Below are 25,355 nucleotides of genomic sequence, written 5' to 3'. Positions count from 1 at the left end.
GGGCGCTAGCCGCACACCCCGCGCCTGACCGTCCCCCAGGGAAGGCACGGGCCTTGTGTAGCGCTGGGATGGCCCGACGCGCGCCTTGGCGGCGTGCGGTCGGTGCGCCCAGCGTCAGCAGTTCGGCACGTTCACGGCGAGGCCGCCGAGCGAGGTTTCCTTGTATTTCTCGTGCATGTCCTCGCCGGTCTGGCGCATGGTCTCGATCACCGAATCCAGCGGCACGAAATGCTGGCCATCGCCGCGCAGCGCGAGGGAGGCGGCCGAGACGGCCTTGATCGCGGCCAGGCCGTTGCGCTCGATGCAGGGCACCTGCACCAGCCCCTTGACCGGATCGCAGGTCATGCCGAGGTGATGCTCCAGCGCGATTTCAGCCGCGTTTTCAACTTGTTCAGGCGTGCCGCCCATCACCGCGCAGAGACCTGCGGCGGACATGGCGGCGGCCGAGCCGACCTCGGCCTGGCAACCGGCCTCGGCGCCGGAAATCGACGCGTTGTATTTCACGAGGCCCGCGATGGCGGCGGCGGTCAGCAGGAAGTCCTCGACATGGCTTTCCGATGCGCCCGGCACGTGATCGAGGTAGTAGCGGATCACGGCCGGCAGCGTGCCCGCGGCACCATTGGTCGGCGCGGTGACAACCTGGCCGCCGGCGGCGTTTTCCTCGTTCACCGCCATCGCATAGACGCTCATCCAGTCGTTGATGGTGTGCGGTGCGGGCTGGTTCATGCCGCGCTCGGCCAGCAACGCCTCGTAGATGCCCTTGGCGCGGCGGCGCACGTTGAGCCCGCCGGGCAGGATGCCGTCACGCGACAGGCCGCGGTTGATGCAGTCGTTCATCACCTGCCAGATGCGGGCGGTGCCCTTGGACAGGCTTTCGGGGCAGCCGCGGGCGATCTCGTTGGCGCGCTTCATCTCGGCGATGGATTTGCCGCTGGCCTTGGCCATCTCCAGCATCTCGGCGGCGGTCTTGAACGGGTAGGGGACCGGCGCGCCCTCATCGGTGGCCTTGCCGGCGGCCAGTTCCTCCTCGGTGACCACGAAGCCGCCGCCGATGGAATAGAACACCTGCCGCAGGATCACGTCGCCCTGGGCGTCGGTGGCCATCAGGATCATGCCGTTGGCGTGGCCGGGCAGAGCCTGGTCGTAGTCAAAGATCATGTCCGCCTTGGGGTCGAAACGCAGCGGCCCCAGCCCCTCGGGCTGCATCTGGTGGGTCTTGGCCAGCTCGGCAAGGAAGGCTTCGGCCTTCTCGTCGTCGTAATCCTCGGGGGTGAAGCCGCCGAGGCCGAGGATGGTGGCCCGGTCGGTGGCGTGGCCGACGCCGGTAAAGGCGAGCGAGCCGTGCAGCGAGGCGCGCAGGCCGTGGAATTCGAACGGCGAGGCGCGCATCATGTCGAGAAAGCGCGCGGCGGCCACCATCGGGCCCATGGTATGCGAAGACGAGGGGCCGATGCCGACCTTGAACATGTCGAAGACGGAGAGGAACATCAGGTGGCTGATCCTTCTGGGGGATTGGCATGAACGGGATTTGTGAACGGGTGCGCCCCGAGACCTTCGGCCTCTTGCGCGGCGACAACGGCAGGGCGGCTTTCCAGCCCGGAGCAAAGCCGTTGCAACATGGGATAGGCGGCAGGATCGAACCAGCTGCGATCACTGTCAACCGGATAGAGCGCCATCCAGCGCAGCTGGCAGGCCAGGTAGTAATCCAGGACCGAGGGTTGCAGCGCGCCAAGCCAGGCGGGGCGGTCGGCCGCGGCGCGCTCCAGGCTGGTCAGATGCTGGTGCAGGCGCTGGCGCAGCGTCGCCTGCAGCTGGGCTTGGTGGGCTGGCTCGGCCCCGATATACTTGTCGGGATAGAACAGCATGCGCAGATCGGCGTGCAGCGTGTTGGAGGCGAAGAACAGCCATTTCAGGAAGGCCGCGCGCGCGGGGCTGGCGGCGGAGGGCGCCATGACGCCGTGGCGGTCGGCCAGCCACAAGAGGATCGCGGCGGTCTCGAACAGCGGCCCGTCCGGGGTTTCCAGCACCGGAATCAGCCCGCCGGGGTTCAGCGCCCGGTAGGCGGCGCTGTCCTGTGCCCGCGCGCGGCGGTCCACCAGCACCGTGTCATAGGGCTGGCCCATTTCCTCCAGCACCAGCCGGATCACCAGCGAGGCGTTGTCGGGGGCATAGTGCAGGCGATAGGTGGCGGTCATGCGTGTCGGGCCGGTTGTTGGGCTTGCTCCTGTTTCAGCATTAGGCCGCAAAAGGAGCGCGCGTGTGTTCATTTCCGGCGTTTCCGATCGGAAACCCGCCTTTCCTGATACATCGTCTGTCCGGCCAGTGCCAGTGGTTGCCTGCAGGGGCGCGGCGGGACGGAAACGATCCGCCTCGCGCATGCGGGCTCTCGCCTGTTGCGGGCAAAGCCGGTATAACGCGGCCGAGGAAAACAGCCGGGGAGCAAGGCCGATGGGCGGAGAACTGTCACCGATCGACAAGGCGAAATTCGTAGCGGCCAAGCGGGCGGCGGCGATGGTCGATGACGGCATGCGGGTCGGGCTGGGGACCGGGTCCACCGCCGCCTGGCTGGTGCGCTGCCTGGGCGAGATGGTGCGCGAGGAGGGGCTGCGGATCACCGCGGTGCCGACCTCCAGCCGGACCGCGGCGCTGGCGCGGGACATGGGCATCGACGTGGTGTCGCTGGATGAGGCCAAGTGGCTGGACATCACCATCGACGGCGCCGACGAGTTCGACGCCGACCTGAACCTGATCAAGGGCGGCGGCGGCGCGCATCTGCAGGAGAAGATCGTCGCCACGGCCTCGGACCAGATGGTGGTAATCGCGGATGCCAGCAAGTCGGTGCAGCGGCTGGGGGCCTTCCCTTTGCCGGTGGAGGTGCTGCCGTTCGGCTGGCAAAGCAGCCAGGCGCTGATCGAGGAGACGCTGGTGTCGATGGACGTGATGGGGCGGATGACGACCCTGCGGATGAACGGCGACGCGCCCTTCGTGACCGACGAGGGCAACTATATCCTCGATCTGCATCTCAAGCGGATCGGCCACCCACGCCAGCTGGCGCTGGTGCTGAACCAGATCCCCGGGGTGATCGAGAACGGGCTGTTCATCGACATCTGCGACACCGTGGTGATCGGCTATGGCGACGGCCACGTCGAGGTGCGCGACATCAACGAGGGCACGGTAGAGAAGGACCGGCTGGAGTTCGCCGAGGAAGACAACCTGTTCACCGATCTGGCGGAGTAGGATGTGCCTTGTTGGGACGGCGTCGCCCGGTCGGCAGGCCGGGCCGTGCCTGTCCGCGACTGTCCGCGCCCGAGGGCAGGGACTGGGCGCGGACTTCGGTTTCGCACTCGGGCGGCCGCGGTCCTCGGCGCGGCGAGGGCTTTCGCCTCACAACCCCGTGCAAATCCGCGCCAAAAGGTTGAATGCGGCGCAATAACGCCCACTTGGGCATATGGCGTTTGGTGGTCCGTTATGGGATACACCTGCACAGGACTTGCAAAGGGCAGAACTTCATGAGCTTTGATTACGATCTGTTTGTCATCGGTGGCGGTTCCGGCGGGGTGCGCGCGGCCCGCGTCGCAGCGCAGGAAGGCGTCAAGGTGGCGCTGGCCGAGGAAGACCGCTATGGCGGCACCTGCGTGATCCGCGGCTGCGTGCCGAAGAAGCTGATGGTCTTTGCTTCGGAATATTCCGGCATGGTCGAGGACGCGCAGGCCTACGGCTGGGACATCAAGCCGGGCGCTTTTGACTGGGACGCCTTCAAGGGCAAGCTGCACGCGGAGCTGGACCGGCTGGAAGGCATCTATCGCAACCTGCTGAAAAACAGCGGCGTCGAGAGCTTTGACAGCCGCGCGAGGCTGGCCGACGCCCATACGGTGGAGCTGGCCGACGGCACCCGCAAGACCGCCAAGCACATCCTGATCGCCACCGGTGGCTGGCCCACGGTGCCGGAGTTCCCGGGCTCTGAACTGGCGATCACCTCGAACGAGATCTTCAACCTTGAGAAGCTGCCGGAAAGCATCCTGATCGTCGGCGGCGGCTATATCGCCAGCGAATTTGCCGGTATCCTGAACGGGCTGGGCGTCAAGACCACCCAGTTCTACCGCGGCGAGCAGATCCTGCGCGGCTTTGACGAAGAGGCCCGCGGCGTGATCGCCGACGGCATGCGCGAGGCGGGCGTCGATCTGCGGGTGAACGTCAATGTCACCGAGATGCGCCGTGACGGCGACAAGATCCGCGTCACCGACACCAATGGCGAAGAGCATCTGTTCGACCAGGTGATGTATGCCACCGGCCGTGCGCCCAATGCCGACAACCTCGGCCTTGAAGCGCTGGGCGTGGAACGCGGCAAGGGCGGCGAGATCGTCGTCGACCAGTACAGCCAGACCACGGTGCCTTCGGTCTATGCGGTGGGCGATGTGACCGACCGGGTGGCGCTGACGCCGGTTGCGATCCGCGAAGGCATGGCCTTTGTCGAGACCGTGTTCAAGGGCAACCCGACCAGCCCCGACCACGAGCTGATCCCGACCGCGATCTTCACCCAGCCGGAAATGGGCACCATCGGCCTCAGCGAAGAGGACGCGGCCAAGCAGGAGCCGATCGAGGTCTATTCGACCTCCTTCAAGCCGATGCAGCAGAGCTTTGCGGGCCGTGCCCAGAAGGTGCTGATGAAGCTGGTGGTCAGCAAGGCAACCCGCAAGGTGCTGGGCTGCCATATCGTCGCACCTGCTGCCGGCGAGATGATCCAGCTGGCCGGAATCGCGGTAAAGATGGGCGCGACCAAGGAAGATTTCGACCGCACTGTTGCGGTGCACCCGACAATGTCGGAAGAGTTGGTAACCTTGAAAACGCCGGTGCGCACCACCTGAGGGCGCCTCGGCAAGCAGATGAACACCCATGCCGCCCGCGGGCGGCAGTAAACGGATAGGAGACAGATGGCTGGCAATAGCGGTGGCCCATGGGGGGGCGGTGGCTCCTCTGGTGGCGGAGGAGGCAACCGGGGCAACAACGGCGGGAACAACGGCGGCGGTGGCCGCAAGCCGGATGACCCCCAGATTCCCGAGATCGACGAACTGGTCAAGAAAGGCCAGGAGCAGCTGCGCGTCCTGATGGGCGGTCGCGGTGGTGCCGGTGGCGGTCGCGGTGGTCGCGGCGGCGGCGCAGGCGGCGGTGCGCCCCTGTTCACCAAGGGCACCCTGGGGCTGGCAGCAGCCGCAGCCGTGGTGCTGTGGGGATTTGCCAGTTTCTACACCGTCAAGCCGGAAGAACAGTCGGTTGAACTGTTCCTCGGCAAATACTCGGCCACCGGTGAGCCGGGCCTGAACATCGCGCCCTGGCCGCTGGTCACCTACGAGGTGATCCCGGTGCAGGTGGAACAGACCGAACACATCGGGGCGGGGTCTCGCGGCGGTGACGCGGGGCTGATGCTGACCGGGGATGAAAACATCATCGACGTGGATTTCCAGGTTGTCTGGAACATCAACGATCCGGCGAAATACCTGTTCAACCTGCGTGACCCCAAGCAGACCATCCAGGCGGTGTCGGAATCGGCGATGCGGGAAATCGTGGCGCAGTCCGAACTGGCGCCGATCCTGAACCGCGACCGAGGCATCATTGCCGAGCGTCTGGGCGAGCTGATCCAGACCACCCTCGACAGCTATGACAGCGGCGTGAACATCATTCGTGTGAACTTCGACCAGGCCGATCCGCCGGAGCCGGTGAAAGACGCCTTCCGCGAAGTTCAGTCGGCGGGCCAGGAGCGGGACCGTCTGGAGAAGCAGGCGGATGCCTATGCAAACCGCAAGCTGGCGGGCGCGCGTGGTGAAGCTGCGCAGACCCTCGAAGAAGCCGAAGCCTACCGGGCACAGGTCGTGAACCAGGCCCAGGGTGAGGCCAGCCGCTTTACCGCGGTTCTGGAAGAATACCTGAAAGCGCCGGAAGTGACCCGCAAGCGCCTGTACCTGGAAACCATGGAAAAGGTTCTGGGCCGGGTCGACAAGATCATTCTCGATGAAACCGGCAGCGGTCAGGGCCAGGGGGTCGTCCCCTATCTGCCGCTGAATGAGCTGCGCAAGTCTCAGGAGGGCAACTGATGCGGAACACCACTCTCATTCTGCCGATCCTCGTGGTTGCGGTGATTGCCGGCCTGTCGTCGATTTTCATCGTCGATGAGCGCGAAAAGGCGCTGGTGCTGCAGTTCGGCCAGATCAAGTCGGTCAAGGAAGAGCCGGGTCTGGCTTTCAAGATCCCGCTGATCCAGAACGTCGTCACCTATGACGACCGCATCCTGAGCCGCGAAGTCGGGCCGCTGGAAATCACCCCTGAAGATGACCGCCGCCTGGTGGTCGACGCCTTTGCCCGCTACCGCATCGCGGACGTGGAGCAGTTCCGTAAGGCGGTGGGTGCCGGCGGGATCGCCACGGCGGAAACCCGTCTGGATTCGATCCTGCGGTCGCAGACCCGCGCCATCCTCGGTACCGTCAGCTCCGATGACATCCTGTCCTCGGACCGGGCGACGCTGATGCTGCGCATCCGCAATGGCGCGATCGCCGAAGCCCGCGCGCTGGGCCTCGAAGTGATCGACGTGCGGCTGAAGCGCACCGACCTGCCGCAGGCCAACCTCGAAGCCACCTTTGCCCGGATGCGCGCCGAGCGTGAGCGGGAAGCGGCGGACGAGATCGCCCGCGGTGAAGAGGCGGCGCAGCGGGTGCGTGCCCAGGCCGACCGGACCGTGGTCGAGCTGGTCTCCGAAGCGCAGCGCGAAGCCGAGATCATCCGCGGTGAAGCCGACGCCGAGCGCAACGCGATCTTTGCGGAAGCCTATGGTCGGGACGCGGAATTCTTCGAGTTCTATCGCTCGCTGAATGCCTATGCGGCCTCGCTGCAGGAGGGCAATTCGTCGCTGGTGCTGTCGCCGAACAACGAGTTCTTCAACTACCTGAAGTCCTCGGATGGCAAGGCGGCTGGCCGGTCCAACGCGCCGTCGAACCGGCTGTCGGACGGTCAGACGGAAGGCGAGTAATGGCCTTCATCCTTCTGGCCCTCGGGCTGGTGTTGATTGCAGAGGGGCTGGTGTACGCACTGGCCCCTTCGCTTGTGGAGCGCCTGCTGGAGATGCTGCGCAGCTTGAGCGAGGAGCAGCGCCGCAACGCCGGGCTGGCGGCGCTGGCGCTGGGACTTGTGCTGGTCTGGCTGGCCTTTCGCCTCGGCGTCTGAGCAGCTGCGCCCGGCGTCCTGCCGGGTGTCCTGACGGGGTGGCGGCAGGAAATCTGCTCACAGGAGCTTGATCGGCTGCAACATTTGTTGCGGGTCGGGCGTAAGTTCTTACATTGGTCGCACGCGACTCCTGCGGGACCGGGGCTGAAAGGCCCGGGTGCGGGCGGGACAGAAGAACGAGAAATGACAAGGAGAAATTCCGTGCAGCCACAGGCAATTGCAATTTCCGGCAAGGCAAGCGGCGGGGGTGCGGTACTGCGCCTGGCTGCGCTTGCGGTTCTCAGCATGGCGGTTCTGCTGATGCAGGCGGTGACCGCGCTGGCCCGTCCCGAGAGCCTGGCGCCGCTGGCCGACAGGGTCAGCCCGGCCGTTGTCAACATCACCACCACCACCGTCGTGGAGGGCCGCACCGGACCGCAGGGGATTGTCCCCGAGGGCTCTCCGTTCGAGGATTTTTTCCGAGAATTTCAGGACCGTAACGGAAACGGCGGACGGCCGCGGCGCTCCTCTGCGCTGGGATCGGGATTCGTGATTTCCGAGGACGGCTATATCGTCACCAACAACCACGTGATCGAAGGGGCCGACGAGATCGAGATCGAGTTCTTCCCCGGCAAGGGCCAGCCGCAGGGGCTGCTGCCGGCCAAGGTGATCGGCACCGATCCCAATACCGACATCGCGCTGCTGAAGGTCGAGGCACCCGGCCCGCTGAAATTCGTCAAGTTCGGCGACAGCGACACGGCCCGCGTGGGCGACTGGGTCGTTGCGATGGGCAACCCGCTGGGGCAGGGCTTCTCGCTGTCTGCGGGCATCGTGTCCGCCCGCAACCGTGAGCTCTCGGGCTCCTACGACGACTACATCCAGACCGACGCGGCGATCAACCGGGGCAACTCCGGCGGGCCGCTGTTCAACATGGACGGTGACGTCGTCGGGGTGAACACCGCGATTCTGTCGCCCAACGGCGGCTCGATCGGCATCGGCTTCTCGATGGCGTCCAACGTGGTCGTCAAGGTGGTCGAACAGCTGAAGGAATACGGCGAGACCCGTCGCGGCTGGCTGGGTGTGAAGATCCAGGACGTGGACGGCGACCTGGCTGAGGCGATCGGGCTTGAGAAGGCGCGCGGCGCGTTGGTCACCGATGTGCCGGAAGGTCCGGCCAAGGAGGCCGGTGTTCTGGCCGGGGATGTCATCGTCAGCTTTGACGGTGTGGATGTGCAGGATACCCGCGCCCTGGTGCGCCAGGTGGGCAATGCCGAGGTCGGTAAGACCGTGCGGGTGGTAGTCTACCGGGAAGGCAAGACCGAGACTCTGCGGGTGACCCTGGGTCGTCGTGAAGACGCTGAACGGGGCAGCTCGCGTCCGAGCCGCGATACGATGCCGGATGTGTCGGAAACCGAGCTTCTGGGCCTCACCGTGGGTGTCCTCAATGACCAGATGCGCGCCGAGCTGAACGTGGGCGACGACGTGCAGGGGCTGGCGATCCTGTCGGTGGACGAAGCCTCGGAAGCCTGGGAGAAAGGGCTGCGCGCCGGTGACGTGATCACCGAAGCGGGGCAGCAGAAGGTGACCGCCATTTCCGAGCTGGAAGACCGTGTCGCCGAGGCGCGTGAAGCCGGTCGCAAGTCGCTGTTGCTGCTGGTGCGCCGGGCCGGTGAGCCGCGCTTCGTGGCGTTGAACCTGGAAGAGTGATCGCGGCCTTTTGCCCTGACTGACAATCACGAGATGGCCGGGCGGAGTGCCCGGCCTTTTCGTTTTGCGGTCCGTGCAGCCCAAGCCTGCGGGCGCGTTGGCGACCCTTGGCGGTCGTCGGGCAAAGCACCTTGAGAGCGAAGCGAGAATGAGAAAGAGCCATGTGCTGGCGGGCACATGGCTCTTTTGGGGGCGGCAGCCATTGGGATGGAACGGATAATGGCTGCCGATGTCTGCTGTTATGGCCGCGCGGGCCGGGGGCTTCTGTAACCGGGATTACAGAACAGGTGAAATTGTTGGGAATTTACAAAAAAAATCGGAGGCGCGCGGTGGTCAGATCGATTCCGGTTCCGCCAGAACGGCCAGGGCGTTGCGGTCCAGTATCTGGACACCGCCGCGGCTGACGCTGATCAGCCCGTTGCGTTTCCAGGTCGCCAGGGTCTTGGATACGGCTTCGCGGGTGGCGCCGACGAATTCCGCCAGCTCTGCCTGTGACAGCGAAATCCGCCCGTCGCTGCCCTCGGGCGCGAGATACGCCAGCTTGCGTGCAAGGCGCACCGGCATCGGCAGGAACACTTGTTCATTGAGCTGGTTGTTCATCCACCGCATGCGCTGACCGGCCAGTCGCAGCAGATCCGCGGCGAGGTCGGGGTGTCGGCGGATCTGTTCCAGCACATCACCGCTGCGCAAGCGTAGCACGAGGCTGGCTTCGGTGGCAATGGCGGTTGCGGTGCGCTCGCCCGGGTCGAACAGGGTGATCTCCCCGAACACTGCGCCGGGGCGCATCATGTCCAGCGACAGCTTGCGCCCGGAGGCGGACAGCACCGAGAATTCCAGCGCCCCCTCAACAATCGCATAGAGCGCATCCCCCGGGTCCCCCTGTTCGAACAGCACCTCGCCCTGCGACAGGCGGATTTCGCTGGCCTGGCTTTCCAGCATGCGCCTGAGCGGGCCGGACGCGCCGGACAGAAAGCCGGTGTCGGGCAGGCGGGTCTTCAGCATGTGTCGGTTCCATCCCTCTGGGGCGGGCACACCTTGGGGGCGGGGCGTGCGGTTTGCGCTAACCATAGCAGAGCAGGCCTCGGCGGAAAACCGCACATGTTTCGCGCTGTCTTGACTGCGGTCAACCCGCCACAGCCACCAGGCCCAGCTTGCGCGCGGATGCCAGCGTCAGGGTGCCGCTGTCCACGCCCAGCGGGGCCTGGTAGCGCTGCACGGCAAGCCGGGTGGCGTGGTCCATGCGGCCATGGATCGGGCCGCGGTAGAGGCCGCGTGCCCCCAGGGCGCGCTGGAGGGTGCGAATGAATGTGGGGGTCATTCTCTCGGGGCAGGGGATCTCGATCCAGTGCTCGCGGCGCGGGCTGACGATCTGCTGGCTGGACTCGGTGCGAAAGCTGGCGGGACGCAGGACCTTGCCGTTGCTGTCCAGCTGCGCGGGTGCGATTTGCACCTGCCGGGTGACGGTCTCGATGACGGCGGGGGTGGTATAACGGCTCCAGCAGCTGTCCGCGGGCGCGCCGGGCGGTGCGTAGCGACCGCCGCGTGCGACGTCATCGCCCCGCGGGGGCTGCACGCAGGCGGCCAGCAGGGCCAACGCCGCCAGCAGCGCCGTGGCCCGGCCTCGACGGGTGCTGGTGAATACGGATGCGGTCATGCCCTGAATGCCTCGGCCCGCGCGGGGCGCTGTTGATTTGGCGGCAGATTAGCCCACATCCGTGGGGGGCGCAAAGGCAGGATCGTCCTGGCGGCCCTGTTCCGCCAGCAAAAGATCCAGCATCGGCGAGATGTCCTCGACCACTTCGGCGATCACATGGGTGACGGAATGGGCCCGCTGCAGCCGTCCGGTGACGCGCAGGAGCCGCCCCGAGATCACCGCCCGGCGGAACGCCTCGTAGATCTTGCGCCAGACGATCACGTTGACGACGCCGGTTTCGTCCTCAAGCGTGACGAAGATCACCCCCTTGGCGGTGCCGGGACGCTGGCGCAGGATCACCAGGCCCGCCGCCGTGACGCGGGCGCCCTCGGGCGGCTCGCCCAGCCGGGCGGCGGGCAGGGCTGAGGGCGGGCGCGGCCACGGGCCCCCTGCAGCAGAGGGCCGCGCGGGGGGCTGTGCGGACGCGGGGGCGGACATGGGTGTGGACATGGGGGGCGACGCAGGGGGAGACGTGGGGGCGGGCATGGCGGTGGCCTGTGGCGGGAAGATTTGGAACATTTGTAGAACATCTGGCGCTGCAGGTCCAGCAGCGACGGCTGGTGGCGCAATTGGGGCTGGCACCGCTGCGGGGGCTTGGCTACACAGTCCTGCAAGTACCGGAAAAGGGAAGAGAGCTGGAAATGGCAAAGATCACTTACATCGAGCACAACGGCACCGAACATGTGGTGGATGTGGCCAACGGGCTGACCGTGATGGAAGGCGCGCGCGACAACAACATCCCCGGCATCGAAGCCGATTGCGGCGGCGCCTGCGCCTGCTCGACCTGCCATGTCTATATCGCGCCGGACTGGGTGGAAAAGCTGCCCGCCAAGGACGACATGGAAGAGGACATGCTGGATTTCGCCTTTGAGCCGGACCCGGCGCGCTCGCGGTTGACCTGCCAGATCAAGGTGACGGACGATCTGGACGGGCTGGTCGTGCATATGCCCGAAAAGCAGATCTGATGCCCGCGGGGGCGGCGGCGCGGCGTCTGGCGTCGTGCCTGCGGCCCCGCTTCACCCGCCGCGCGCGGGGGCTGTTGTGCCTGTGGCTGGCCGGGCTGTCGCTTGCGGCGGAGGTCGCGGCAGAGATTGTCTCGGCGCGCTACGTGGAGCCCACGCGCGCCTACGGTCACGGGGTGCTGCCTGGCGGTGAATACGCCGGGCTGGAGATCCGGCTGCGCGACGGGCGGCGGATCCGATCAACGCCGGAGCGCGCCGTCTATGAGGACACCGCCCCGCGGCTGGTGGACCTGGACGGCGATGGCACGGCCGAGGTCATCACGGTCATTTCCTATTTCGATCAAGGCGCTGCCCTGCGTATCTGGGATGAGGTGTCCACGCCGGACCCTCCCGGGGGCAGCAGGATGGCGATGGTCGCCGAGACCCCGCCGATCGGTCGGCCGCATCGCTGGCTGGCAGTGATTGGCGCGGCGGATCTGGATGGCGACGGCCAGGTGGAGATCGCCTATGTCGACCGTCCGCACCTGGCAAGGATCCTGCGCGTCTGGCGGTTCCGGAACGGTGCGCTGACCGAGGTGGCCAGCCGCGCCGGATACAGCAATCACCGCATTGGCGATGCCGGGATCACCTCGGGCCTCCGCGACTGCGGCCTGGGGCCGGAGCTGGTGGTGCCTGACGGTGACTGGCGGCGGATCAAGGCTTTGCGCCTGCAGGATGGCGAACTCAGGCGCCGCGACTTGGGGCCGCTGCAGCCGGACATCGGCCTGCGGCAGGCGCTGCGCTGCCAATGACGCGCTGCCGCGCCGCGCCGTGGCGCGGCGCCGGGCCCAACGGGCAGCGCCCATCCGCGGATGGGGCGGCGCGGCGGGAGCCCGCCGTGACCTTTGCGGCCGCCCGAGCGTGGGCGGCCGTTTGCGATTTCTTCACCACCTTCGCGTAGCGTGATAGCGGATCAGACCCCGGCGGCCTTTTGGGCAGGGACCGGAATCACAGGAGATTGCGCGTGAGCTTTACACCCTATGTGCTGGGCACGGGGATCAGCGGATGGACCTTCCTGCAGCGGACCCGAGAGCAACAGCAGGACGTTTTCGAAAAGTCCCCTGTGATGACCCGCGAGGTGGAGGATTTCACCCAGCGGATCACTACGATCGAGAACGCCGATCAGCTGCTGGATGACTACAACCTGTTGAAGGTGACCCTCGGGGCATTTGGCCTCGACGAGGACATCGGCAACCGTGCCTATCTCAAGCAGGTGCTGGAATCCGACGTCAACGATCCGAAGTCCTTTGTGAACCGGTTGAATGACACCCGGTATCAGGCGCTGGCGACCACCTTCGGCTTTGGCAGCGCGGACGGGCCGCAATTGCCAAGCGCGCGCGCCGGGGCCGAGTTCGTGGGGATCAACACGCCGGATGACCTGCTGTCCAACGGCACATTGCTGCGCAAGGCGCTGGCGAACGTCGGGCTGGAGGGGATGGAGAACAACCAGTTTTTCCTGCAGAAGGTGCTGGAATCGGACCTGAGTGATCCCGACTCCTTTGCGAACAAGCTGAGCAATCCGAAGTTCGCGGATTTCGCCGCCCAGTTCAATTTTGCCGCGCCGCCGGAATATGACAACAGCATCCAGTCGCTGCTGGCGGAATATGGCAAGCACCCCGACGGGCTGGCCAGTGCCGAGGACCTGCTGGCGGATGAAAAACTGCTGGCGGCGGTGGTCGAGACCTTCGATCTGGAGCGGACGCACCCGGATTTCCTGTTGCGGGTGTTCAATTCGGACACCACCGATCCGAATTCCTTCGTGAACCAGCTGGAGGACACGCGCTATCGCACGGCCTCGGCGGCCTTCGGCTTTGGCTGGCCGGACATCAACACCTTCACCAGCCCGGACCAGCTGCTGCACAACCCGGACCTGCTGGCCCACTCGCTGGACCTGTTCTACCTGAGTGATCGCGGAGAGGACTACCTGCGGCAGGTGCTGGAGTCCGATCTGGACGACCCGAATTCCTTCGTCAACCAGCCCGACAACGTGGCCTATCGCGATTTCGCTGATGCCTTCCAGAACGGCTGGCCGGAATACGTGAACAAGATGGACATCTTCGTGCAGGAGATCGGCGACAAGGCGGCGGACCTGAGCCAGGCCCGCGACGTGGTGTTTGACCTCGATCTTTTTGCCGCGACGCTGGACCTGTTCGGGCAAAGCCGCCGCGAAGACGATTTCAATACGGTGATCAAGGCATTGGATTCCGACCTGTCGGACGAGATTTCCTTCGTCAACCTGCATTACGACAAGGGGCTGCGGGCGATGGCCGAGGCTTTTGCCTTCAACAAGGGTGAGACCGGGCTGACCTATCCCGAGGGCTTTGCGGCGGAACTGGTGGAGCTATACCAGGATCGGCAGTTCGAGATTCAGATCGGCGAATCGGATTCCAACATGCGGCTGGCGCTGGCGTTCGAGCGTGAGATGCAGGGCGTCGTGGATGCCGGCGGCAGCGAAGACGCCCATTGGTACAACATCATGGGATCGCCGCCGCTGCGCACGGTCTTCGAGACGGCGCTGGCGTTGCCCTCCAGCTTTGCCCAGCTGGATATCGAACGGCAGCTGAGCGAACTGAAGGAGCGCTCCTATTCGGCCTTTGGCACCAGCCATCCGGCGGATTATCTGGAGCCGGACCTGATGGACCAGTTCCGTCGCCGCTTCCTGATGATGAGTGAACTGAACCTGTTCTGATCCGGCCGGGCAGGATGCCGATCAACGGCACCACCCATGGAAACCAAAGTGACCGGGGCGCGCCCGCGCTTGACGGGCGGCACGGCCAGGCCCTTGGCCTGACCGGTTCCCGGTCGCCATGACGGGGATGTGCCGTGGTTTGCGTGCCTCCCGCGCCTGTGTCTGTGGCCCCGTGCCGAGGCAGCTACAGGGGAGCGGGAGGGCGCGTTGTGCGCGCGGTTACAGGGCGCGCCAGCCGATGTCGCGACGGTGGAACCCCTGCGGCCAGTCGATTTCGTCGATCATGGCATAGGCGCGGTCGCGGGCCTCTTGCAGGGTGTCACCGCGGGCGGTGACGTTCAGAACGCGGCCGCCGACGGCCAGGATCTTGCCGTCCTCGGATTTGGTGCCCGCGTGGAACACCATGTTGCTGCTGTCCTCGGGCAGGGCGTCCAGCCCCTTGATCTCGGTGCCTTTCTCGTAACCGCCCGGATAGCCCTGGGCGGCCAGAACCACGGTGATCGCGTGATCGTCGGCCCAGTTCACCTGCGCGTCCCCCAGGCGGCCTTCGGCGGCGGCGTGCATCAGGTCCAGCGCCTGCGCGCCCAGCCGCATCATCAGCACCTGGCATTCCGGGTCGCCAAAGCGGACGTTGTATTCCACCAGCCGCGGCTGGCCGTCCTTGATCATCAGACCGGCATAGAGCACACCCTGATAAGGCATGCCGCGCTCGGCCATCACCCGCATGGTCGGCTTCACGATCTCTTCCATCGCTTTCGCCTCGATCTCGGCGCTCAGCACCGGCGCGGGGGAATAGGCGCCCATGCCGCCGGTGTTGGGGCCGGTGTCGCCTTCGCCGACGCGTTTGTGGTCCTGGGCCGAGCCGATGGCCAGCACGTCCTCCCCGTCGACCAGCACGAACAGGGACGCTTCCTCGCCTTCCATGAATTCCTCGATCACCACCTCGGCACCGGCGCCGCCAAAGGCACCGCCGAACATGTCGTCGATGGCGGCGATGGCTTCCTCTTCGGTCATCGCGATGATCACGCCCTTGCCGGCTGCCAGACCGTCGGCCTTGACCACGGTGGGCGCGCCATGCTGGCGCACATGCGCCTTGGCGGCTTCGGCGTCGGTGAAATGGCCATAGGCGGCGGTGGGGGCACCGGCCGCATCGCAGACTTCCTTGGTGAAGCTTTTGGAGGCTTCCAGCCTTGCTGCGGCCTCGGACGGGCCGAACACCAGAAGGCCCGCGGCGCGCAGCCGGTCAGCCACACCTGCAGCCAGCGGCGCCTCGGGGCCGATGATGACGAAATCGATGGCGTTTTCCTCGGCAAAGCTTACCACCGCGGTGCCGTTCTCGATGTCCAGCGCGGCGCAGTGGGCGATCTGCGCGATGCCTGCGTTGCCCGGGGCCACGATCAGCTTGTCGCATTTGGGGTTCTGCATCACCGCCCAGGCCAGTGCATGTTCACGCCCGCCGCTGCCGAGGATAAGGATGTTCATTGGCGCATTCTCCGATCTGCCTGAGCCCTGTGCCCCGCGGTGCCACCCGGGGCTTGCCTTGCTTGCCGCGCGTTCTATGCTGCGCGCGACTTCAAAACAAGACCGGCCAAAGGCCGCAGGAGAGCAGCCCCCCGATGTCCGACCTGTTTGACGACCCGATCCCAGGCCAGAACGCCCCGGAGTTCACCGTTTCCGAGATCTCGGGCGAGGTGAAGCGCACGCTGGAAGGCACCTTCGGCCGCATTCGCGTGCGCGGCGAGGTGGGCCGCGTGTTCAAGGCGCGCTCGGGGCATCTTTACTACGACATCAAGGACGACCGCTCGGTGCTGGCCTGCACCACCTGGAAGGGGCAGATCAGCGGCCTCTCGGTGGTGCCCGAAGAAGGGCTGGAGGTGGTTGTCACCGGTCGGCTGACGGCCTTTGGCGCACAGTCGAAATACAACATGAACGTCGATGAGGTCGCGGTTGCGGGCCAGGGCGCGCTGATGGCGCTGCTGGAGAAGCGCAAGAAGCAGCTGGAGGCCGAGGGGCTGTTTGCGCCGGAGCGCAAGAAACCGCTGCCTTACCTGCCGCATATCATCGGCGTGGTGACCTCGCCCTCGGGCGCGGTGATCCGCGATATTCTGCACCGCCTGCGCGATCGTTTTCCGCGCAAGGTGCTGGTCTGGCCGGTGGCGGTGCAGGGGAAGACCTGCGCACCAGAAGTGGCCCGCGCCATCGAGGGCTTCAACCGGTTGACGCCGGGCGGCGCGCTGCCGCGGCCCGATCTGATCATCGTCGCCCGCGGCGGCGGCTCGATCGAGGATCTGTGGGGCTTCAACGAGGAGATCGTCGCCCGCGCCGCGGCTGCCAGCCAGATCCCGCTGATCTCGGCGGTGGGGCATGAGACGGACACGACGCTGATCGACTTTGTCTCGGACCGACGGGCGCCGACGCCGACGGCGGCGGCCGAGCTGGCGGTGCCGGTGCGGCTGGAGCTGATGGCCTGGGCGGAAAACCAGGGCGCGCGGCTGACGCGGGCAGCGGGGCAGGCGGTGCAGCTGCGCCGCCAGCGGCTGAACGATCTGGCGCGTGCACTGCCCAAGCCCGACACCTTGCTGGAAACCCCGCGTCAGCGGTTGGACCGGATTTCCGACCGGCTGCCCGGCGCGCTGATCTCCGGCGTGCAGCGCCGCCGGGTGCATCTGAGCGAAACCGCCGCCAGCTTGCGTCCTGCCACCCTGCGCCAGCTGGTCGAGGGGCGGCGCAACCGGCTGCAGAACCTGTCTTCGCGTCTCAGCCTGCGCCCGATCCAGCGCGAGATGGCGGCGCAGAAGGACGCGCTGGCGCGGCTGGCGCAGCGGCTGGATGCGGCGCAGGCCGCGCGCATCGACCGTCAGCGCCAGAGCCTTGCGGCCAGTGGGCGGCAGCTTGAGATCCTCAGCTACAAGGCAACGCTTGGGCGCGGCTATGCGGTGGTGCGCGCAGGGGGCGACGTGGTGACGACCCGGGCGGCGGCGGCCGCTGCGGCAGGCCCGCTGCAGGTCGAGTTTGCCGATGGCACGCTGGACGTGACCAGGGACGCGGCGCAAACGGGCGGGGCCTCCGCGTCGGACAAACCGTCGGGTGGCGACCGCGGCGATCAGGGCTCGCTGTTCTGACACGGCCCCGGGCCGACTTCTTTCTGTTCAAAATCGCTCACGGCGCAGGGGTCTGCCTCAGACGCCAACGTCGGGGCCTAGGCACAGCATGTCCTCGCCGATGTCCTCGGCCTCGTACAGCTCGGTCGCGGCAGGGTCGTTTTCAAACTGCGCGGTCAGCCCGCGCGGGCCCAGCTCAAACCGCCAGCATTGCGGGTCGGGGCGGTTTTCATAGATGAAACAGATCTGGCCTGCCTCCTCGTACCAGCGGCCTTCCTGGCAGCGGCCGTCGAGGAAGGACCAGATCACCCGCCGCCCCGGCAGGTAGCGTTCGACCCCGTAGAGATCGCCGCCAAAGCCGTAATAGAGCGTGCGCCCCTGGGTGTAGCGATCAAAAGCCTCGGCGCCCAGTGGTTCGGCCGCGGGGGCAGGGGGCGCGGGCAGCGCCAGCGCGGCAAGCAGGGGAATCAGCGAAGGAAAACGCATGGCCCCACTGTGCCAGAGGGCAGGGCGCGGGACCAAGGGCAATGTCGCCAAAGCCGCGCGCGGCGGCCGTGTCGGCGGCATTTTCGCGGTCCCGGCCCGCCTTGCGCTTTGCACTCGGTGGAAATCCGCATTAGGTGGATGTCAGACCCCGTAGCAATCCCGGAGCGCAGACACCGATGGCGTTTTTCTCAAAGCTGAAAGACCGGCTGTTCAAATCCTCGTCCAAGCTGGAGCAGGGGCTGGACGCCATCGTCGAGGAAGGCGCGGACAGCGCCGCGGATCAAGTGGCCGAAACGCTGGCGCAATCGCCTGCGGTCAGCCCGGAACAACCCGCCCCGGCACCGGTGCCGGATCTCGCGCCCGAACCGCAGCCCGAGCCGGAGACGAAACCTGCGCCTGCCCCGGCACCGGCGCCTGCTGCAAAACCCGCGCCTGCTCCGGAGCCGGAGAAGAAGTCGCCGGGCCTGCTGGGCCGCCTGATGGGGCGCGGCACGGCGGATGAGCCGCGCCGGGCGCTGGATGACGACATGCTGGAGCAGCTGGAGGAGCTGCTGATCGCCGCCGACATGGGGGTGGACACGGCGCTGCGCGTCACCGCCAACCTGGCAGAGGGGCGCATGGGCAAACGGGTGTCCAGCCGCGAGATCAAGGAACTGCTGGCGCAGGAAGTCGCCCGCATCATGGAACCCGTCGCCAAACCGCTGCCGATCTACGCCAAGCGCCCGCAGGTGGTGCTGGTGGTCGGCGTCAACGGCTCGGGCAAGACCACGACCATCGGCAAGCTGGCCAGCCAGTTCAAGGGCGCGGGCAAGAAGGTGGTGATCGCCGCGGGCGACACCTTCCGCGCCGCAGCGGTGGAACAATTGCAGGTCTGGGGCGAGCGCGCCGGTGTGCCGGTGCTGACCGCGCCGGAAGGGTCCGACCCAGCGAGCCTTGCATTCGATGCCATGACCAAGGCGCAGGAAGAGGGCGCTGACCTTCTGATGATCGACACCGCAGGCCGTCTGCAGAACCGTGCCGATCTGATGGAGGAGCTGGCCAAGATCGTCCGGGTGATCCGCAAGAAGGACGAGACCGCGCCGCACAACACCCTCTTGGTGCTGGACGCCACCACCGGCCAGAACGCGCTGAGCCAGGTTGGCACCTTCCGCCAGCTGGCAGATGTCTCGGGGCTGGTAATGACCAAGCTGGACGGCACCGCCAAGGGCGGCGTGCTGGTGGCGCTGGCGGATAAATTCGGCCTGCCGATCCACGCCATCGGTGTGGGCGAGCAGATCGACGATCTGGCACCCTTCGACCCCGAGGAATTTGCCGCCGCACTGACCGGGTTGGAGAAATCCTGACCCGGCTCACTTCTTGCCGGACAATTCCTCCGGGCAACCGGTAAGGAAAACACCCGGCTGATGCGGCGTGAACAAAGGTATTTGATTTGAGCGATTGGCTGATTTCCCTTGAGGGCACCGAGGCCGGGCATCAGATGGCCCTAATCCTGGCGCTGTCGGCGGCCTTCCTGCATGCGGTCTTCGGCGCGCTGCAGAAGGGGCGGCACGATCCCTGGCTGTCGCGCGGGGCGATCGATTTCTTCTATTGCCTGATGGCCGCGCCTTTTGCGTTGTTCGTGGTGCCCTGGCCGGAACCGCATATGTGGGTGATCTTCCTCGGCGCCTTTGTGATCCATCTGCTGTACAAGCTGTTCCAGGCGCTGGCCTATACCAAGGGCGCCTACACGGTGGTGTACCCCGTAGTGCGCGGCACCGGGCCGCTGTTCACGGTGATCGGTGCCTACTGGCTGTTCGGCGAGACCTTCACCGGTACCCAGTGGCTGGGTGTCGGCGTGCTTCTGGCGGGGATCTTCGGGCTGGCGGTCTACAACTTCATCTTCCTGACCGCGGCGCGCGACACGTTGGGGATTGCGCTGGTGCTGGCGGTGATCACCGGCCTGTTCGTGGCGCTTTACACCACCTATGACGCCTATGGCATCCGCGCCACGGCGGATCCTTTCACCTTCCTTGCCTGGTTCTTCATGATCGACGGGCTGGTGTTTCCCGTCATCGCGCTGGTCCGCTGGCGGGGCATGGCTGCGCCGCCGGTGCCGGGGCCGCTTCTGGTCAAGGGTTTCTTCGGCGGGCTGGTGGCCTTTGCCTCCTTTGGCTCGGTGATGCTGGCGACGCGGCTGGACAAGGTGGGCGAGGCGGCCGTGCTGCGCGAGACCTCCACCGTGTTTGCCGCCCTGATCGGCTGGCTGGTGCTGAAGGAGACCGTCGGGCCGCGCCGGATTGCGCTGATGGCTTTGATCGCGCTGGGCGCCGTGATAGTGGAAATGGGCGGCTGAGCGCCGCCGCCGCAACAGACACAGGACAGGACGCCAGATGGCTGAAAAGAAGATCAACCCGACGCTGAAGATGATACTGGAATTCGGTCCGGTTGTGCTGTTCTTCGTTGGCTATCTGAAGCTCAAGGACGAGATCTTTTTGATCGGCGGCGAGGAGTACAATGGCTTCATCGTCATCACCGCCGCTTTCATCCCGCTGATGGTGGCCTCAACGCTGGCGCTGTGGAAGCTGACCGGGCATCTGTCGCGGATGCAGTTTGCGACGCTGGTGCTGGTGGTCCTGTTCGGCGGCATGTCGGTTTGGTTCAACGACGACCGTTTCATCAAGATGAAGCCGACGATGCTGTATCTGTTGTTCGGCGGCCTTCTGGGCATCGGGCTGTTGCGCGGCCAAAGCTGGCTGAAGGTGGTGATGGAAGAGGTGATGCCGCTGGAGCAGGAAGGCTGGATGATCCTGACCCGCCGCCTCTGCGCCTTCTTCTTTGCGCTGGCGGTGGCGAATGAGCTGATCTGGCGCTTCCAGAGCGAAGAGGCCTGGGTCTATTTCAAGACCTTCGGTCTGCCGATTGCGATGTTCGGCTTCTTCATGTTCCAGGGGCCGCTGTTTCAGAAATACGGGCCGGACGAGGACGAGGAAAACACCGGTCCGGCGGAGTAACCCGCAACAGGGGAGCGCTCCCGCGCCCTGGCCTCATCGGGGATGAGGCCACAGGCCTTGGGCGTGGCAGCCCGCCTGCGGCGGGCTGCGCCAGCGCGTGCCGCAGGCGGGGGGCGATGACCCTAATCGGTCACTTGCCGAACAGCACCTGCTGCGCCCTGGTGTCGGAGCGGTCGCCGCGCAGATCGGCATGCAGCGCCCGCCCGGCGATGACACCGGGGCGGGACCACATCTGCTCCAGCCAGCGGGCCATGTTCGGCTTGTCGTCGAGGGTCTGCTGCTGGCCTTCCCACAAAGAGGCCCAGGGCCAGATTGCCATGTCGGCAATGGTGATGTCCGGCCCGACGACATATTCGTTGTCCGCCAATTGCCGGTCCAGCACGCCGTACAGCCGCGCCACCTCGTCCCGGTAGCGGTCCTGGGCATAGGGCAGCGGCTCGGGCGCGTATTTCAGGAAATGATGCGCCTGGCCCGCCATCGGCCCGAGCCCGCCCATCTGCCACATCAGCCATTGCTCCACCGCCAGCCGCGTGCGGTCGTCGCTGCCGTAGAAACGCCCGGTCTTGCGGGCGAGATACATCAGGATCGCGCCGCTTTCGAACAGTGACACCGGGCGGCCGCCGGGGCCGTCCGGGTCGGTGATCGCGGGCATCTTGTTGTTGGGCGACAGCGCCAGGAACGCGGGGGCGAACTGGTCGCCCTTGGCGATATCGATCAGCGTGGTGTCATAGGGCAGGCCCATTTCCTCCAGCGCGATGGAGATCTTCCAGCCGTTGGGGGTGGGCCAGTAGTAGAGTTGAATGGCTGACTGCATCTGGGCGCTCCTGCTCGTTGCCGTGCGCCTAGAGGATCACAGCTGGTGCCAGGCGGGCAAGGGGGCGGCGAAGGGGCGCAGCGCAAACAGCCGTGACCAGCGGCGTGCCGAGCGCGGCGGGCAGGCCGGGCGCAGGCGTTGCAGGGGCGTCTCCTGTGGTTGGCGCAGCAGGTGGCGGTAAACCGCAGCGTGCCGGGGCGCGTGAAGGACGACCAGTGGCAGATCCGATGTTGTGGCTGGGCGATGGCATAGCCCAGCGTGCGCAGATGGCTCAGCGTGTCCGCGTCGTCCAGCGGCAGCGTGACGGCATTGGCCGCATTGAGACCATGGCCGATGGCGTGGTCGCCACGCGTCGGCAGCCGGGTCAGCCGTTCGAACAGAAAATCGAACGGGTCGTTCTCGCGGCTGGTGATGTTGATGAACTCGGCCGAGCGCCCGGCGGGCGTGTCTAGGGCGGTTGCGGTGCGGCTTTGAAAGCTGGCCCCGAACAGCGAGATGATGCGGCCGATGGCGCCCTGCGGCAGATGGTGCAGCATTTCCAGGGCGACCTCGATCCCCAGCGAATGCCCGATCACATGCACCGGCCGCCGCGGATCCTGCCGGTGCAGCAGGGCGCAGACCTGTGCCAGGGCCTGCCCGGCGCGGGCCGCGCTGGCCTGGGCCTGTCGCAGGGTACCGCAGGCGTTCCAGCCAAAGGCAATGCCAAGGCCTTCGTCGGCATGGCCGAGCCCGAAGCCCAGCTGGCGCGGCCAGGAGGGTGCGCGCCAAGGCAGATGCGCAGGCTCGAGCGAGAGCAGGTGGCGGTGGGGGCAGTTGCTGCGGCCGCCGGGGCGATAGTTGTAGCCGTGAATCATCACGATCACCGGCCCGTCACCCGCTGTGGCGCGCTGCAGCAGGCTCTCGAGCGGTGCGGGAGAGCCGTGCAGCTCGGCTGTCTGCCCGCGGGCATTTATGCGGATCAAGGCCATCTTCGGCTCCCGGCTCCTGAATTTTGCCGAACCCTAACCCCGGGGCGTGACCGGCAGGTGACGATCCGGTAACGGTCGTATGACGCACGGCGCAGCTGCTACAGCTTGACTGGTTGCGCCTGCGCGCGTACATGCGGGCCATCTATCGTGGCGATTTGTTACCGGATTGCGGGCCACGTAAAACATACCCGCTAAAGAGGTCAGGACGTGAAGGACCCCCTTTCGCTTGGCCGAACGGGGGTTTTTTATGCGCCGCGGGCGCGAGGAGACAGAAGATGAGCGACAACTGGAACACCCGCACCAAGCTGGTCCATGGCGGTAGTCGCCGCAGCCAGTACAACGAGGTGAGCGAGGCGATCTTCCTGACGCAGGGCTTTGTCTACGACAACGCCGAACAGGCCGAGGCGCGGTTTGTCGAAACCGGCCCGGACGAGTTCATCTATGCCCGCTACGGCAACCCGACCGTCGACATGTTCGAAAAGCGCATCGCGGCGCTTGAGGGGGCGGAGGACGCCTTTGCCACGGCCTCGGGCATGGCGGCGGTCAATGGCGCGCTGACCTCGGTACTGAAGGCGGGGGATCACGTGGTCTCGGCCCGGGCGCTGTTCGGGTCCTGCCTGTATATCCTGGAAAATATCCTGGCGCGGTATGGTGTCGAGGTGACCTTCGTCGATGGCACCGATCTGGAGCAGTGGCGTGCGGCGGTGCGGCCCGACACCAAGGCGGTGTTCTTTGAATCGATGTCGAACCCGACGCTGGAAGTGATCGACATCGCCGCGGTGGCCGAGATCGCCCATGCCGTGGGCGCACTGGTGATCGTCGACAACGTGTTCTCGACCCCGGTGTTCTCGCGCGCGATCGAACAGGGCGCCGATGTGGTGGTCTATTCCGCGACCAAGCATATCGACGGCCAGGGCCGGGTGCTGGGCGGCGTGGTGCTGGGCACCAAGGACTTCATCCGCGGCACGCTGGAACCCTACATGAAGCACACCGGCGGCTCGCTGAGCCCGTTCAACGCCTGGGTGCTGCTGAAGGGGCTGGAGACGATCTCCCTGCGGGTGAACGCCCAGGCCGACAGCGCGCTGAAGATTGCCGAGGCGTTGGAGGGGCATCCGGCCCTGGCGCGCACGATCTATCCGGGGCTGCCGGGCCATGCGCAAAACGCGCTGGTGCAGACCCAGCTGGGCGGCAAGGGCGGCACAGTGCTGTCGCTGGATCTGAAGGGCGGCAAGGAGGCGGCCTTCCGCTTTCTGAACGCGATGACGATCCCGGTGATCTCCAACAACCTTGGCGATGCGAAATCCATCGCCACCCATCCCGCGACCACCACCCACCAGCGGCTCAGCGATGAGCTGAAGGCCGAACTGGGGATCACGCCGGGGCTGGTGCGCCTGTCGGTCGGGCTGGAGGATGCAGCCGACCTGATTGCCGACCTCACGCAGGCGCTTGAGGCGGCGCAGGGGTGAGCCGAACGTCCGTTCAGGCGCAGGTTTTGCCGCATTTGACTGATCCGTTTTGAGTTTTGCGGCGTAAAGGTATAATTGCATTGTCTGCAGGCGCCGCCGGGCGCCTGCCAGAGTAGGGAAACGCGCCGATGAACATTCACACCCGCGACAACGCACAAACCCCGGATCGTGAGGCCGCCGCCGCCGCGCTGGACGTGCTGCGCGCCTGGGCCGGGACCGCGACCGAAACCGAGATCGCCCAGCTGGATCCGGCGGTGGCCCGGCTGCTGCCCGAGCGCGCGACGGCCAACTACCCGGATCTGTCGCGGCACTATCCTGAGGATTTCAACGCGGACGACATCTATCGCGCGTCCTTGCCGGATCTGCAGAACGGGCCAACCAGCCTGATCCGTGGCGCGCAGGAGCAGATCCAGCACGTTGGCATTTCCAACTTTCGCCTGCCGATCCGGTTCCACACCCGCGACAATGGCGATCTGATGCTCGAAACCAGCGTGACCGGCACAGTGTCTCTGGACGCCAGCAAGAAGGGCATCAACATGTCCCGGATCATGCGCAGTTTTTACAAGCACGCCGAGCGCACCTTCAGCTTCGAGGTGATGGCAGCGGCGTTGGACGACTACCTGAGCGATCTCGACAGCCCGGATGCGCGGTTGCAGATGCGGTTTTCCTTCCCGGTCAAGGTGCAGAGCCTGCGGTCGGGGCTCAGCGGGTATCAGTATTACGATTTCGCGCTGGAGCTGGTGGACCATGACGGCGTGCGCGAAAAGATCATTCACCTCGACTACGTCTATTCCTCGACGTGCCCCTGTTCGCTGGAACTGTCTGAGCATGCCCGACAGGCCCGCGGGCAGCTGGCAACGCCGCATTCTCAGCGCTCTGTTGCGCGGATCTCGGTGCAGGTCGAGCCGGACGCGGGCTGCCTGTGGTTCGAGGATCTCATCGAGCTGTGCCGCCAGGCGGTGCCCACCGAGACGCAGGTGATGGTCAAGCGCGAGGACGAGCAGGCCTTTGCAGAGTTGAACGCCGCCAACCCGATCTTTGTCGAGGATGCCGCGCGGCTGTTCTGCGAGGCCCTGCAGGGCGATGCGCGGATCGGCGATTTCCGGGTCATTGCCAGCCACCAGGAAAGCTTGCACAGCCATGACGCCGTCAGCGTCCTGACGCAGGGCGCACTGTTCAAGGCAACCAGCATGGACCCGCGGTTGTTTGCCAGCCTGATCCACAAGGGCTGACCGTCGGCGGTCGGCCC

Annotated in this window: 24 protein-coding genes and 1 riboswitch; of the genes, 15 read left to right on the top strand and 9 right to left on the bottom strand. The window is 66.2% G+C overall.

Going from position 1 to position 25,355, the window contains the following annotated elements:
* Window positions 1-114: 114 nt before the first annotated feature.
* Both AB9K35_RS14925 and AB9K35_RS14920 read right to left on the bottom strand, forming a co-directional pair.
* Window positions 115-1,488 (bottom strand): L-serine ammonia-lyase, encoded by a 1,374-nt coding sequence (locus AB9K35_RS14925; protein ID WP_222454039.1) that lies wholly within the window; start codon window positions 1,486-1,488, stop codon window positions 115-117.
* Window positions 1,488-2,195: a glutathione S-transferase family protein gene (locus AB9K35_RS14920; RefSeq protein ID WP_222454038.1), complete on the bottom strand. Its 708-nt coding sequence runs from the start codon at window positions 2,193-2,195 to the stop codon at window positions 1,488-1,490. Before AB9K35_RS14920 ends, AB9K35_RS14925 begins: the two co-directional genes overlap by 1 nt.
* A 253-nt stretch (window positions 2,196-2,448) precedes the next feature.
* Between AB9K35_RS14920 and rpiA the strand changes: the two genes are divergently transcribed.
* The 6 genes from rpiA (at window position 2,449) to AB9K35_RS14890 (ending at window position 8,898) form a co-directional block, all read left to right on the top strand.
* Window positions 2,449-3,237, top strand: a complete 789-nt coding sequence (rpiA, locus tag AB9K35_RS14915) for a ribose-5-phosphate isomerase RpiA (protein WP_369927233.1) — start codon at window positions 2,449-2,451, stop codon at window positions 3,235-3,237.
* 272 nt (window positions 3,238-3,509) lie between these two features.
* Window positions 3,510-4,865 (top strand): glutathione-disulfide reductase, encoded by a 1,356-nt coding sequence (gene gor / locus AB9K35_RS14910; RefSeq protein ID WP_369927231.1) that lies wholly within the window; start codon window positions 3,510-3,512, stop codon window positions 4,863-4,865.
* 66 nt (window positions 4,866-4,931) lie between these two features.
* Window positions 4,932-6,089 carry an FtsH protease activity modulator HflK gene (gene hflK, locus AB9K35_RS14905; RefSeq protein ID WP_222454035.1) on the top strand — a complete coding sequence of 386 codons (1,158 nt, stop codon included), beginning with the start codon at window positions 4,932-4,934 and terminating at the stop codon, window positions 6,087-6,089.
* Window positions 6,089-7,018 (top strand): protease modulator HflC, encoded by a 930-nt coding sequence (gene hflC / locus AB9K35_RS14900; RefSeq protein WP_222454034.1) that lies wholly within the window; start codon window positions 6,089-6,091, stop codon window positions 7,016-7,018. Before hflK ends, hflC begins: the two co-directional genes overlap by 1 nt.
* Complete coding sequence (locus tag AB9K35_RS14895) at window positions 7,018-7,212, top strand: DUF2065 family protein (RefSeq protein ID WP_369927228.1); 195 nt, start codon at window positions 7,018-7,020, stop codon at window positions 7,210-7,212. The genes hflC and AB9K35_RS14895 overlap by 1 nt, the downstream gene beginning before the upstream one ends.
* Window positions 7,213-7,395: 183 nt before the next feature.
* Complete coding sequence (locus AB9K35_RS14890; RefSeq protein WP_369927227.1) at window positions 7,396-8,898, top strand: Do family serine endopeptidase; 1,503 nt, start codon at window positions 7,396-7,398, stop codon at window positions 8,896-8,898.
* Between the two features lie 333 nt (window positions 8,899-9,231).
* On the opposite strand, the gene AB9K35_RS14885 is transcribed toward AB9K35_RS14890, so the two are convergent.
* The 3 genes from AB9K35_RS14885 to AB9K35_RS14875 form a co-directional block, all read right to left on the bottom strand.
* Window positions 9,232-9,900, bottom strand: coding sequence for a Crp/Fnr family transcriptional regulator (locus AB9K35_RS14885; RefSeq protein WP_369927225.1), 669 nt, complete (start codon window positions 9,898-9,900; stop codon window positions 9,232-9,234).
* Window positions 9,901-10,021: 121 nt separating this feature from the next.
* A complete protein-coding gene (locus tag AB9K35_RS14880; RefSeq protein ID WP_369927223.1) occupies window positions 10,022-10,552 on the bottom strand; it encodes a peptidoglycan-binding protein in 531 nt (176 codons plus the stop codon).
* A 48-nt stretch (window positions 10,553-10,600) separates the two neighbouring features.
* Window positions 10,601-11,029 (bottom strand): OB-fold nucleic acid binding domain-containing protein, encoded by a 429-nt coding sequence (locus tag AB9K35_RS14875; protein ID WP_369927221.1) that lies wholly within the window; start codon window positions 11,027-11,029, stop codon window positions 10,601-10,603.
* A gap of 203 nt (window positions 11,030-11,232) precedes the next feature.
* On the opposite strand from AB9K35_RS14875, the gene AB9K35_RS14870 reads away from it, so the two are divergent.
* The 3 genes from AB9K35_RS14870 (at window position 11,233) to AB9K35_RS14860 (ending at window position 14,281) form a co-directional block, all read left to right on the top strand.
* Window positions 11,233-11,556 carry a 2Fe-2S iron-sulfur cluster-binding protein gene (locus AB9K35_RS14870; protein ID WP_222454028.1) on the top strand — a complete coding sequence of 108 codons (324 nt, stop codon included), beginning with the start codon at window positions 11,233-11,235 and terminating at the stop codon, window positions 11,554-11,556.
* A complete protein-coding gene (locus AB9K35_RS14865; RefSeq protein WP_369927219.1) occupies window positions 11,556-12,344 on the top strand; it encodes a VCBS repeat-containing protein in 789 nt (262 codons plus the stop codon). The genes AB9K35_RS14870 and AB9K35_RS14865 overlap by 1 nt, the downstream gene beginning before the upstream one ends.
* A gap of 212 nt (window positions 12,345-12,556) precedes the next feature.
* Window positions 12,557-14,281, top strand: a complete 1,725-nt coding sequence (locus tag AB9K35_RS14860) for a DUF1217 domain-containing protein (protein WP_222454026.1) — start codon at window positions 12,557-12,559, stop codon at window positions 14,279-14,281.
* 219 nt (window positions 14,282-14,500) lie between these two features.
* Here the strand turns inward: AB9K35_RS14860 and purD are convergent, their stop codons facing one another.
* Window positions 14,501-15,763, bottom strand: a complete 1,263-nt coding sequence (purD, locus tag AB9K35_RS14855; RefSeq protein ID WP_369927217.1) for a phosphoribosylamine--glycine ligase — start codon at window positions 15,761-15,763, stop codon at window positions 14,501-14,503.
* A 134-nt stretch (window positions 15,764-15,897) separates the two neighbouring features.
* Here purD and xseA point away from each other — a divergent pair, with 134 nt between their 5' ends.
* A complete protein-coding gene (gene xseA, locus AB9K35_RS14850) occupies window positions 15,898-17,403 on the top strand; it encodes an exodeoxyribonuclease VII large subunit (RefSeq protein ID WP_369927215.1) in 1,506 nt (501 codons plus the stop codon).
* 57 nt (window positions 17,404-17,460) lie between these two features.
* Here xseA and AB9K35_RS14845 read toward each other — a convergent pair whose 3' ends face one another.
* Window positions 17,461-17,868: a hypothetical protein gene (locus AB9K35_RS14845; protein ID WP_369927213.1), complete on the bottom strand. Its 408-nt coding sequence runs from the start codon at window positions 17,866-17,868 to the stop codon at window positions 17,461-17,463.
* A gap of 176 nt (window positions 17,869-18,044) precedes the next feature.
* On the opposite strand from AB9K35_RS14845, the gene ftsY reads away from it, so the two are divergent.
* The 3 genes from ftsY to AB9K35_RS14830 all read left to right on the top strand — a co-directional run bounded on the left by ftsY (window position 18,045) and on the right by AB9K35_RS14830 (window position 20,858).
* On the top strand, window positions 18,045-19,211 hold the full coding sequence (gene ftsY / locus AB9K35_RS14840; RefSeq protein WP_369927211.1) for a signal recognition particle-docking protein FtsY: 1,167 nt from the start codon (window positions 18,045-18,047) through the stop codon (window positions 19,209-19,211).
* Between the two features lie 86 nt (window positions 19,212-19,297).
* On the top strand, window positions 19,298-20,200 hold the full coding sequence (locus AB9K35_RS14835) for an EamA family transporter (RefSeq protein ID WP_369927209.1): 903 nt from the start codon (window positions 19,298-19,300) through the stop codon (window positions 20,198-20,200).
* Between the two features lie 37 nt (window positions 20,201-20,237).
* Window positions 20,238-20,858, top strand: a complete 621-nt coding sequence (locus AB9K35_RS14830) for an inner membrane-spanning protein YciB (RefSeq protein ID WP_369927207.1) — start codon at window positions 20,238-20,240, stop codon at window positions 20,856-20,858.
* A gap of 130 nt (window positions 20,859-20,988) precedes the next feature.
* Here the strand turns inward: AB9K35_RS14830 and AB9K35_RS14825 are convergent, their stop codons facing one another.
* A complete protein-coding gene (locus AB9K35_RS14825) occupies window positions 20,989-21,672 on the bottom strand; it encodes a glutathione S-transferase N-terminal domain-containing protein (RefSeq protein ID WP_369927205.1) in 684 nt (227 codons plus the stop codon).
* A complete protein-coding gene (locus AB9K35_RS14820; RefSeq protein ID WP_369927203.1) occupies window positions 21,573-22,640 on the bottom strand; it encodes a DUF726 domain-containing protein in 1,068 nt (355 codons plus the stop codon). Before AB9K35_RS14820 ends, AB9K35_RS14825 begins: the two co-directional genes overlap by 100 nt.
* Window positions 22,641-22,777: 137 nt before the next feature.
* Window positions 22,778-22,856, top strand: a riboswitch (SAM riboswitch).
* A 59-nt stretch (window positions 22,857-22,915) separates the two neighbouring features.
* Here AB9K35_RS14820 and metZ point away from each other — a divergent pair.
* Window positions 22,916-24,106, top strand: coding sequence for an O-succinylhomoserine sulfhydrylase (gene metZ, locus AB9K35_RS14815; protein WP_369927201.1), 1,191 nt, complete (start codon window positions 22,916-22,918; stop codon window positions 24,104-24,106).
* Window positions 24,107-24,234: 128 nt separating this feature from the next.
* On the top strand, window positions 24,235-25,338 hold the full coding sequence (folE2, locus tag AB9K35_RS14810; protein ID WP_369927199.1) for a GTP cyclohydrolase FolE2: 1,104 nt from the start codon (window positions 24,235-24,237) through the stop codon (window positions 25,336-25,338).
* Window positions 25,339-25,355: the final 17 nt, after the last annotated feature.

It is taken from the genome of Leisingera sp. XS_AS12, assembly GCF_041224635.1.
Taxonomy (GTDB): domain Bacteria; phylum Pseudomonadota; class Alphaproteobacteria; order Rhodobacterales; family Rhodobacteraceae; genus Leisingera.
Note: the sequence above shows the minus strand (reverse complement) of the source record. Positions and strands in the feature narration are given on the sequence as shown.

Coding starts and splice junctions, on each gene's coding strand:
- AB9K35_RS14925 (WP_222454039.1), bottom strand. CDS start 1,488: ATGTTCCTCTCCGTCTTCGACATGTTCAAGGTCGGCATCGGCCCCTCG.
- AB9K35_RS14920 (WP_222454038.1), bottom strand. CDS start 2,195: ATGACCGCCACCTATCGCCTGCACTATGCCCCCGACAACGCCTCGCTG.
- rpiA (WP_369927233.1), top strand. CDS start 2,449: ATGGGCGGAGAACTGTCACCGATCGACAAGGCGAAATTCGTAGCGGCC.
- gor (WP_369927231.1), top strand. CDS start 3,510: ATGAGCTTTGATTACGATCTGTTTGTCATCGGTGGCGGTTCCGGCGGG.
- hflK (WP_222454035.1), top strand. CDS start 4,932: ATGGCTGGCAATAGCGGTGGCCCATGGGGGGGCGGTGGCTCCTCTGGT.
- hflC (WP_222454034.1), top strand. CDS start 6,089: ATGCGGAACACCACTCTCATTCTGCCGATCCTCGTGGTTGCGGTGATT.
- AB9K35_RS14895 (WP_369927228.1), top strand. CDS start 7,018: ATGGCCTTCATCCTTCTGGCCCTCGGGCTGGTGTTGATTGCAGAGGGG.
- AB9K35_RS14890 (WP_369927227.1), top strand. CDS start 7,396: ATGACAAGGAGAAATTCCGTGCAGCCACAGGCAATTGCAATTTCCGGC.
- AB9K35_RS14885 (WP_369927225.1), bottom strand. CDS start 9,900: ATGCTGAAGACCCGCCTGCCCGACACCGGCTTTCTGTCCGGCGCGTCC.
- AB9K35_RS14880 (WP_369927223.1), bottom strand. CDS start 10,552: ATGACCGCATCCGTATTCACCAGCACCCGTCGAGGCCGGGCCACGGCG.
- AB9K35_RS14875 (WP_369927221.1), bottom strand. CDS start 11,029: ATGTCCGCCCCCGCGTCCGCACAGCCCCCCGCGCGGCCCTCTGCTGCA.
- AB9K35_RS14870 (WP_222454028.1), top strand. CDS start 11,233: ATGGCAAAGATCACTTACATCGAGCACAACGGCACCGAACATGTGGTG.
- AB9K35_RS14865 (WP_369927219.1), top strand. CDS start 11,556: ATGCCCGCGGGGGCGGCGGCGCGGCGTCTGGCGTCGTGCCTGCGGCCC.
- purD (WP_369927217.1), bottom strand. CDS start 15,763: ATGAACATCCTTATCCTCGGCAGCGGCGGGCGTGAACATGCACTGGCC.
- xseA (WP_369927215.1), top strand. CDS start 15,898: ATGTCCGACCTGTTTGACGACCCGATCCCAGGCCAGAACGCCCCGGAG.
- AB9K35_RS14845 (WP_369927213.1), bottom strand. CDS start 17,868: ATGCGTTTTCCTTCGCTGATTCCCCTGCTTGCCGCGCTGGCGCTGCCC.
- ftsY (WP_369927211.1), top strand. CDS start 18,045: ATGGCGTTTTTCTCAAAGCTGAAAGACCGGCTGTTCAAATCCTCGTCC.
- AB9K35_RS14830 (WP_369927207.1), top strand. CDS start 20,238: ATGGCTGAAAAGAAGATCAACCCGACGCTGAAGATGATACTGGAATTC.
- AB9K35_RS14825 (WP_369927205.1), bottom strand. CDS start 21,672: ATGCAGTCAGCCATTCAACTCTACTACTGGCCCACCCCCAACGGCTGG.
- AB9K35_RS14820 (WP_369927203.1), bottom strand. CDS start 22,640: ATGGCCTTGATCCGCATAAATGCCCGCGGGCAGACAGCCGAGCTGCAC.
- metZ (WP_369927201.1), top strand. CDS start 22,916: ATGAGCGACAACTGGAACACCCGCACCAAGCTGGTCCATGGCGGTAGT.
- folE2 (WP_369927199.1), top strand. CDS start 24,235: ATGAACATTCACACCCGCGACAACGCACAAACCCCGGATCGTGAGGCC.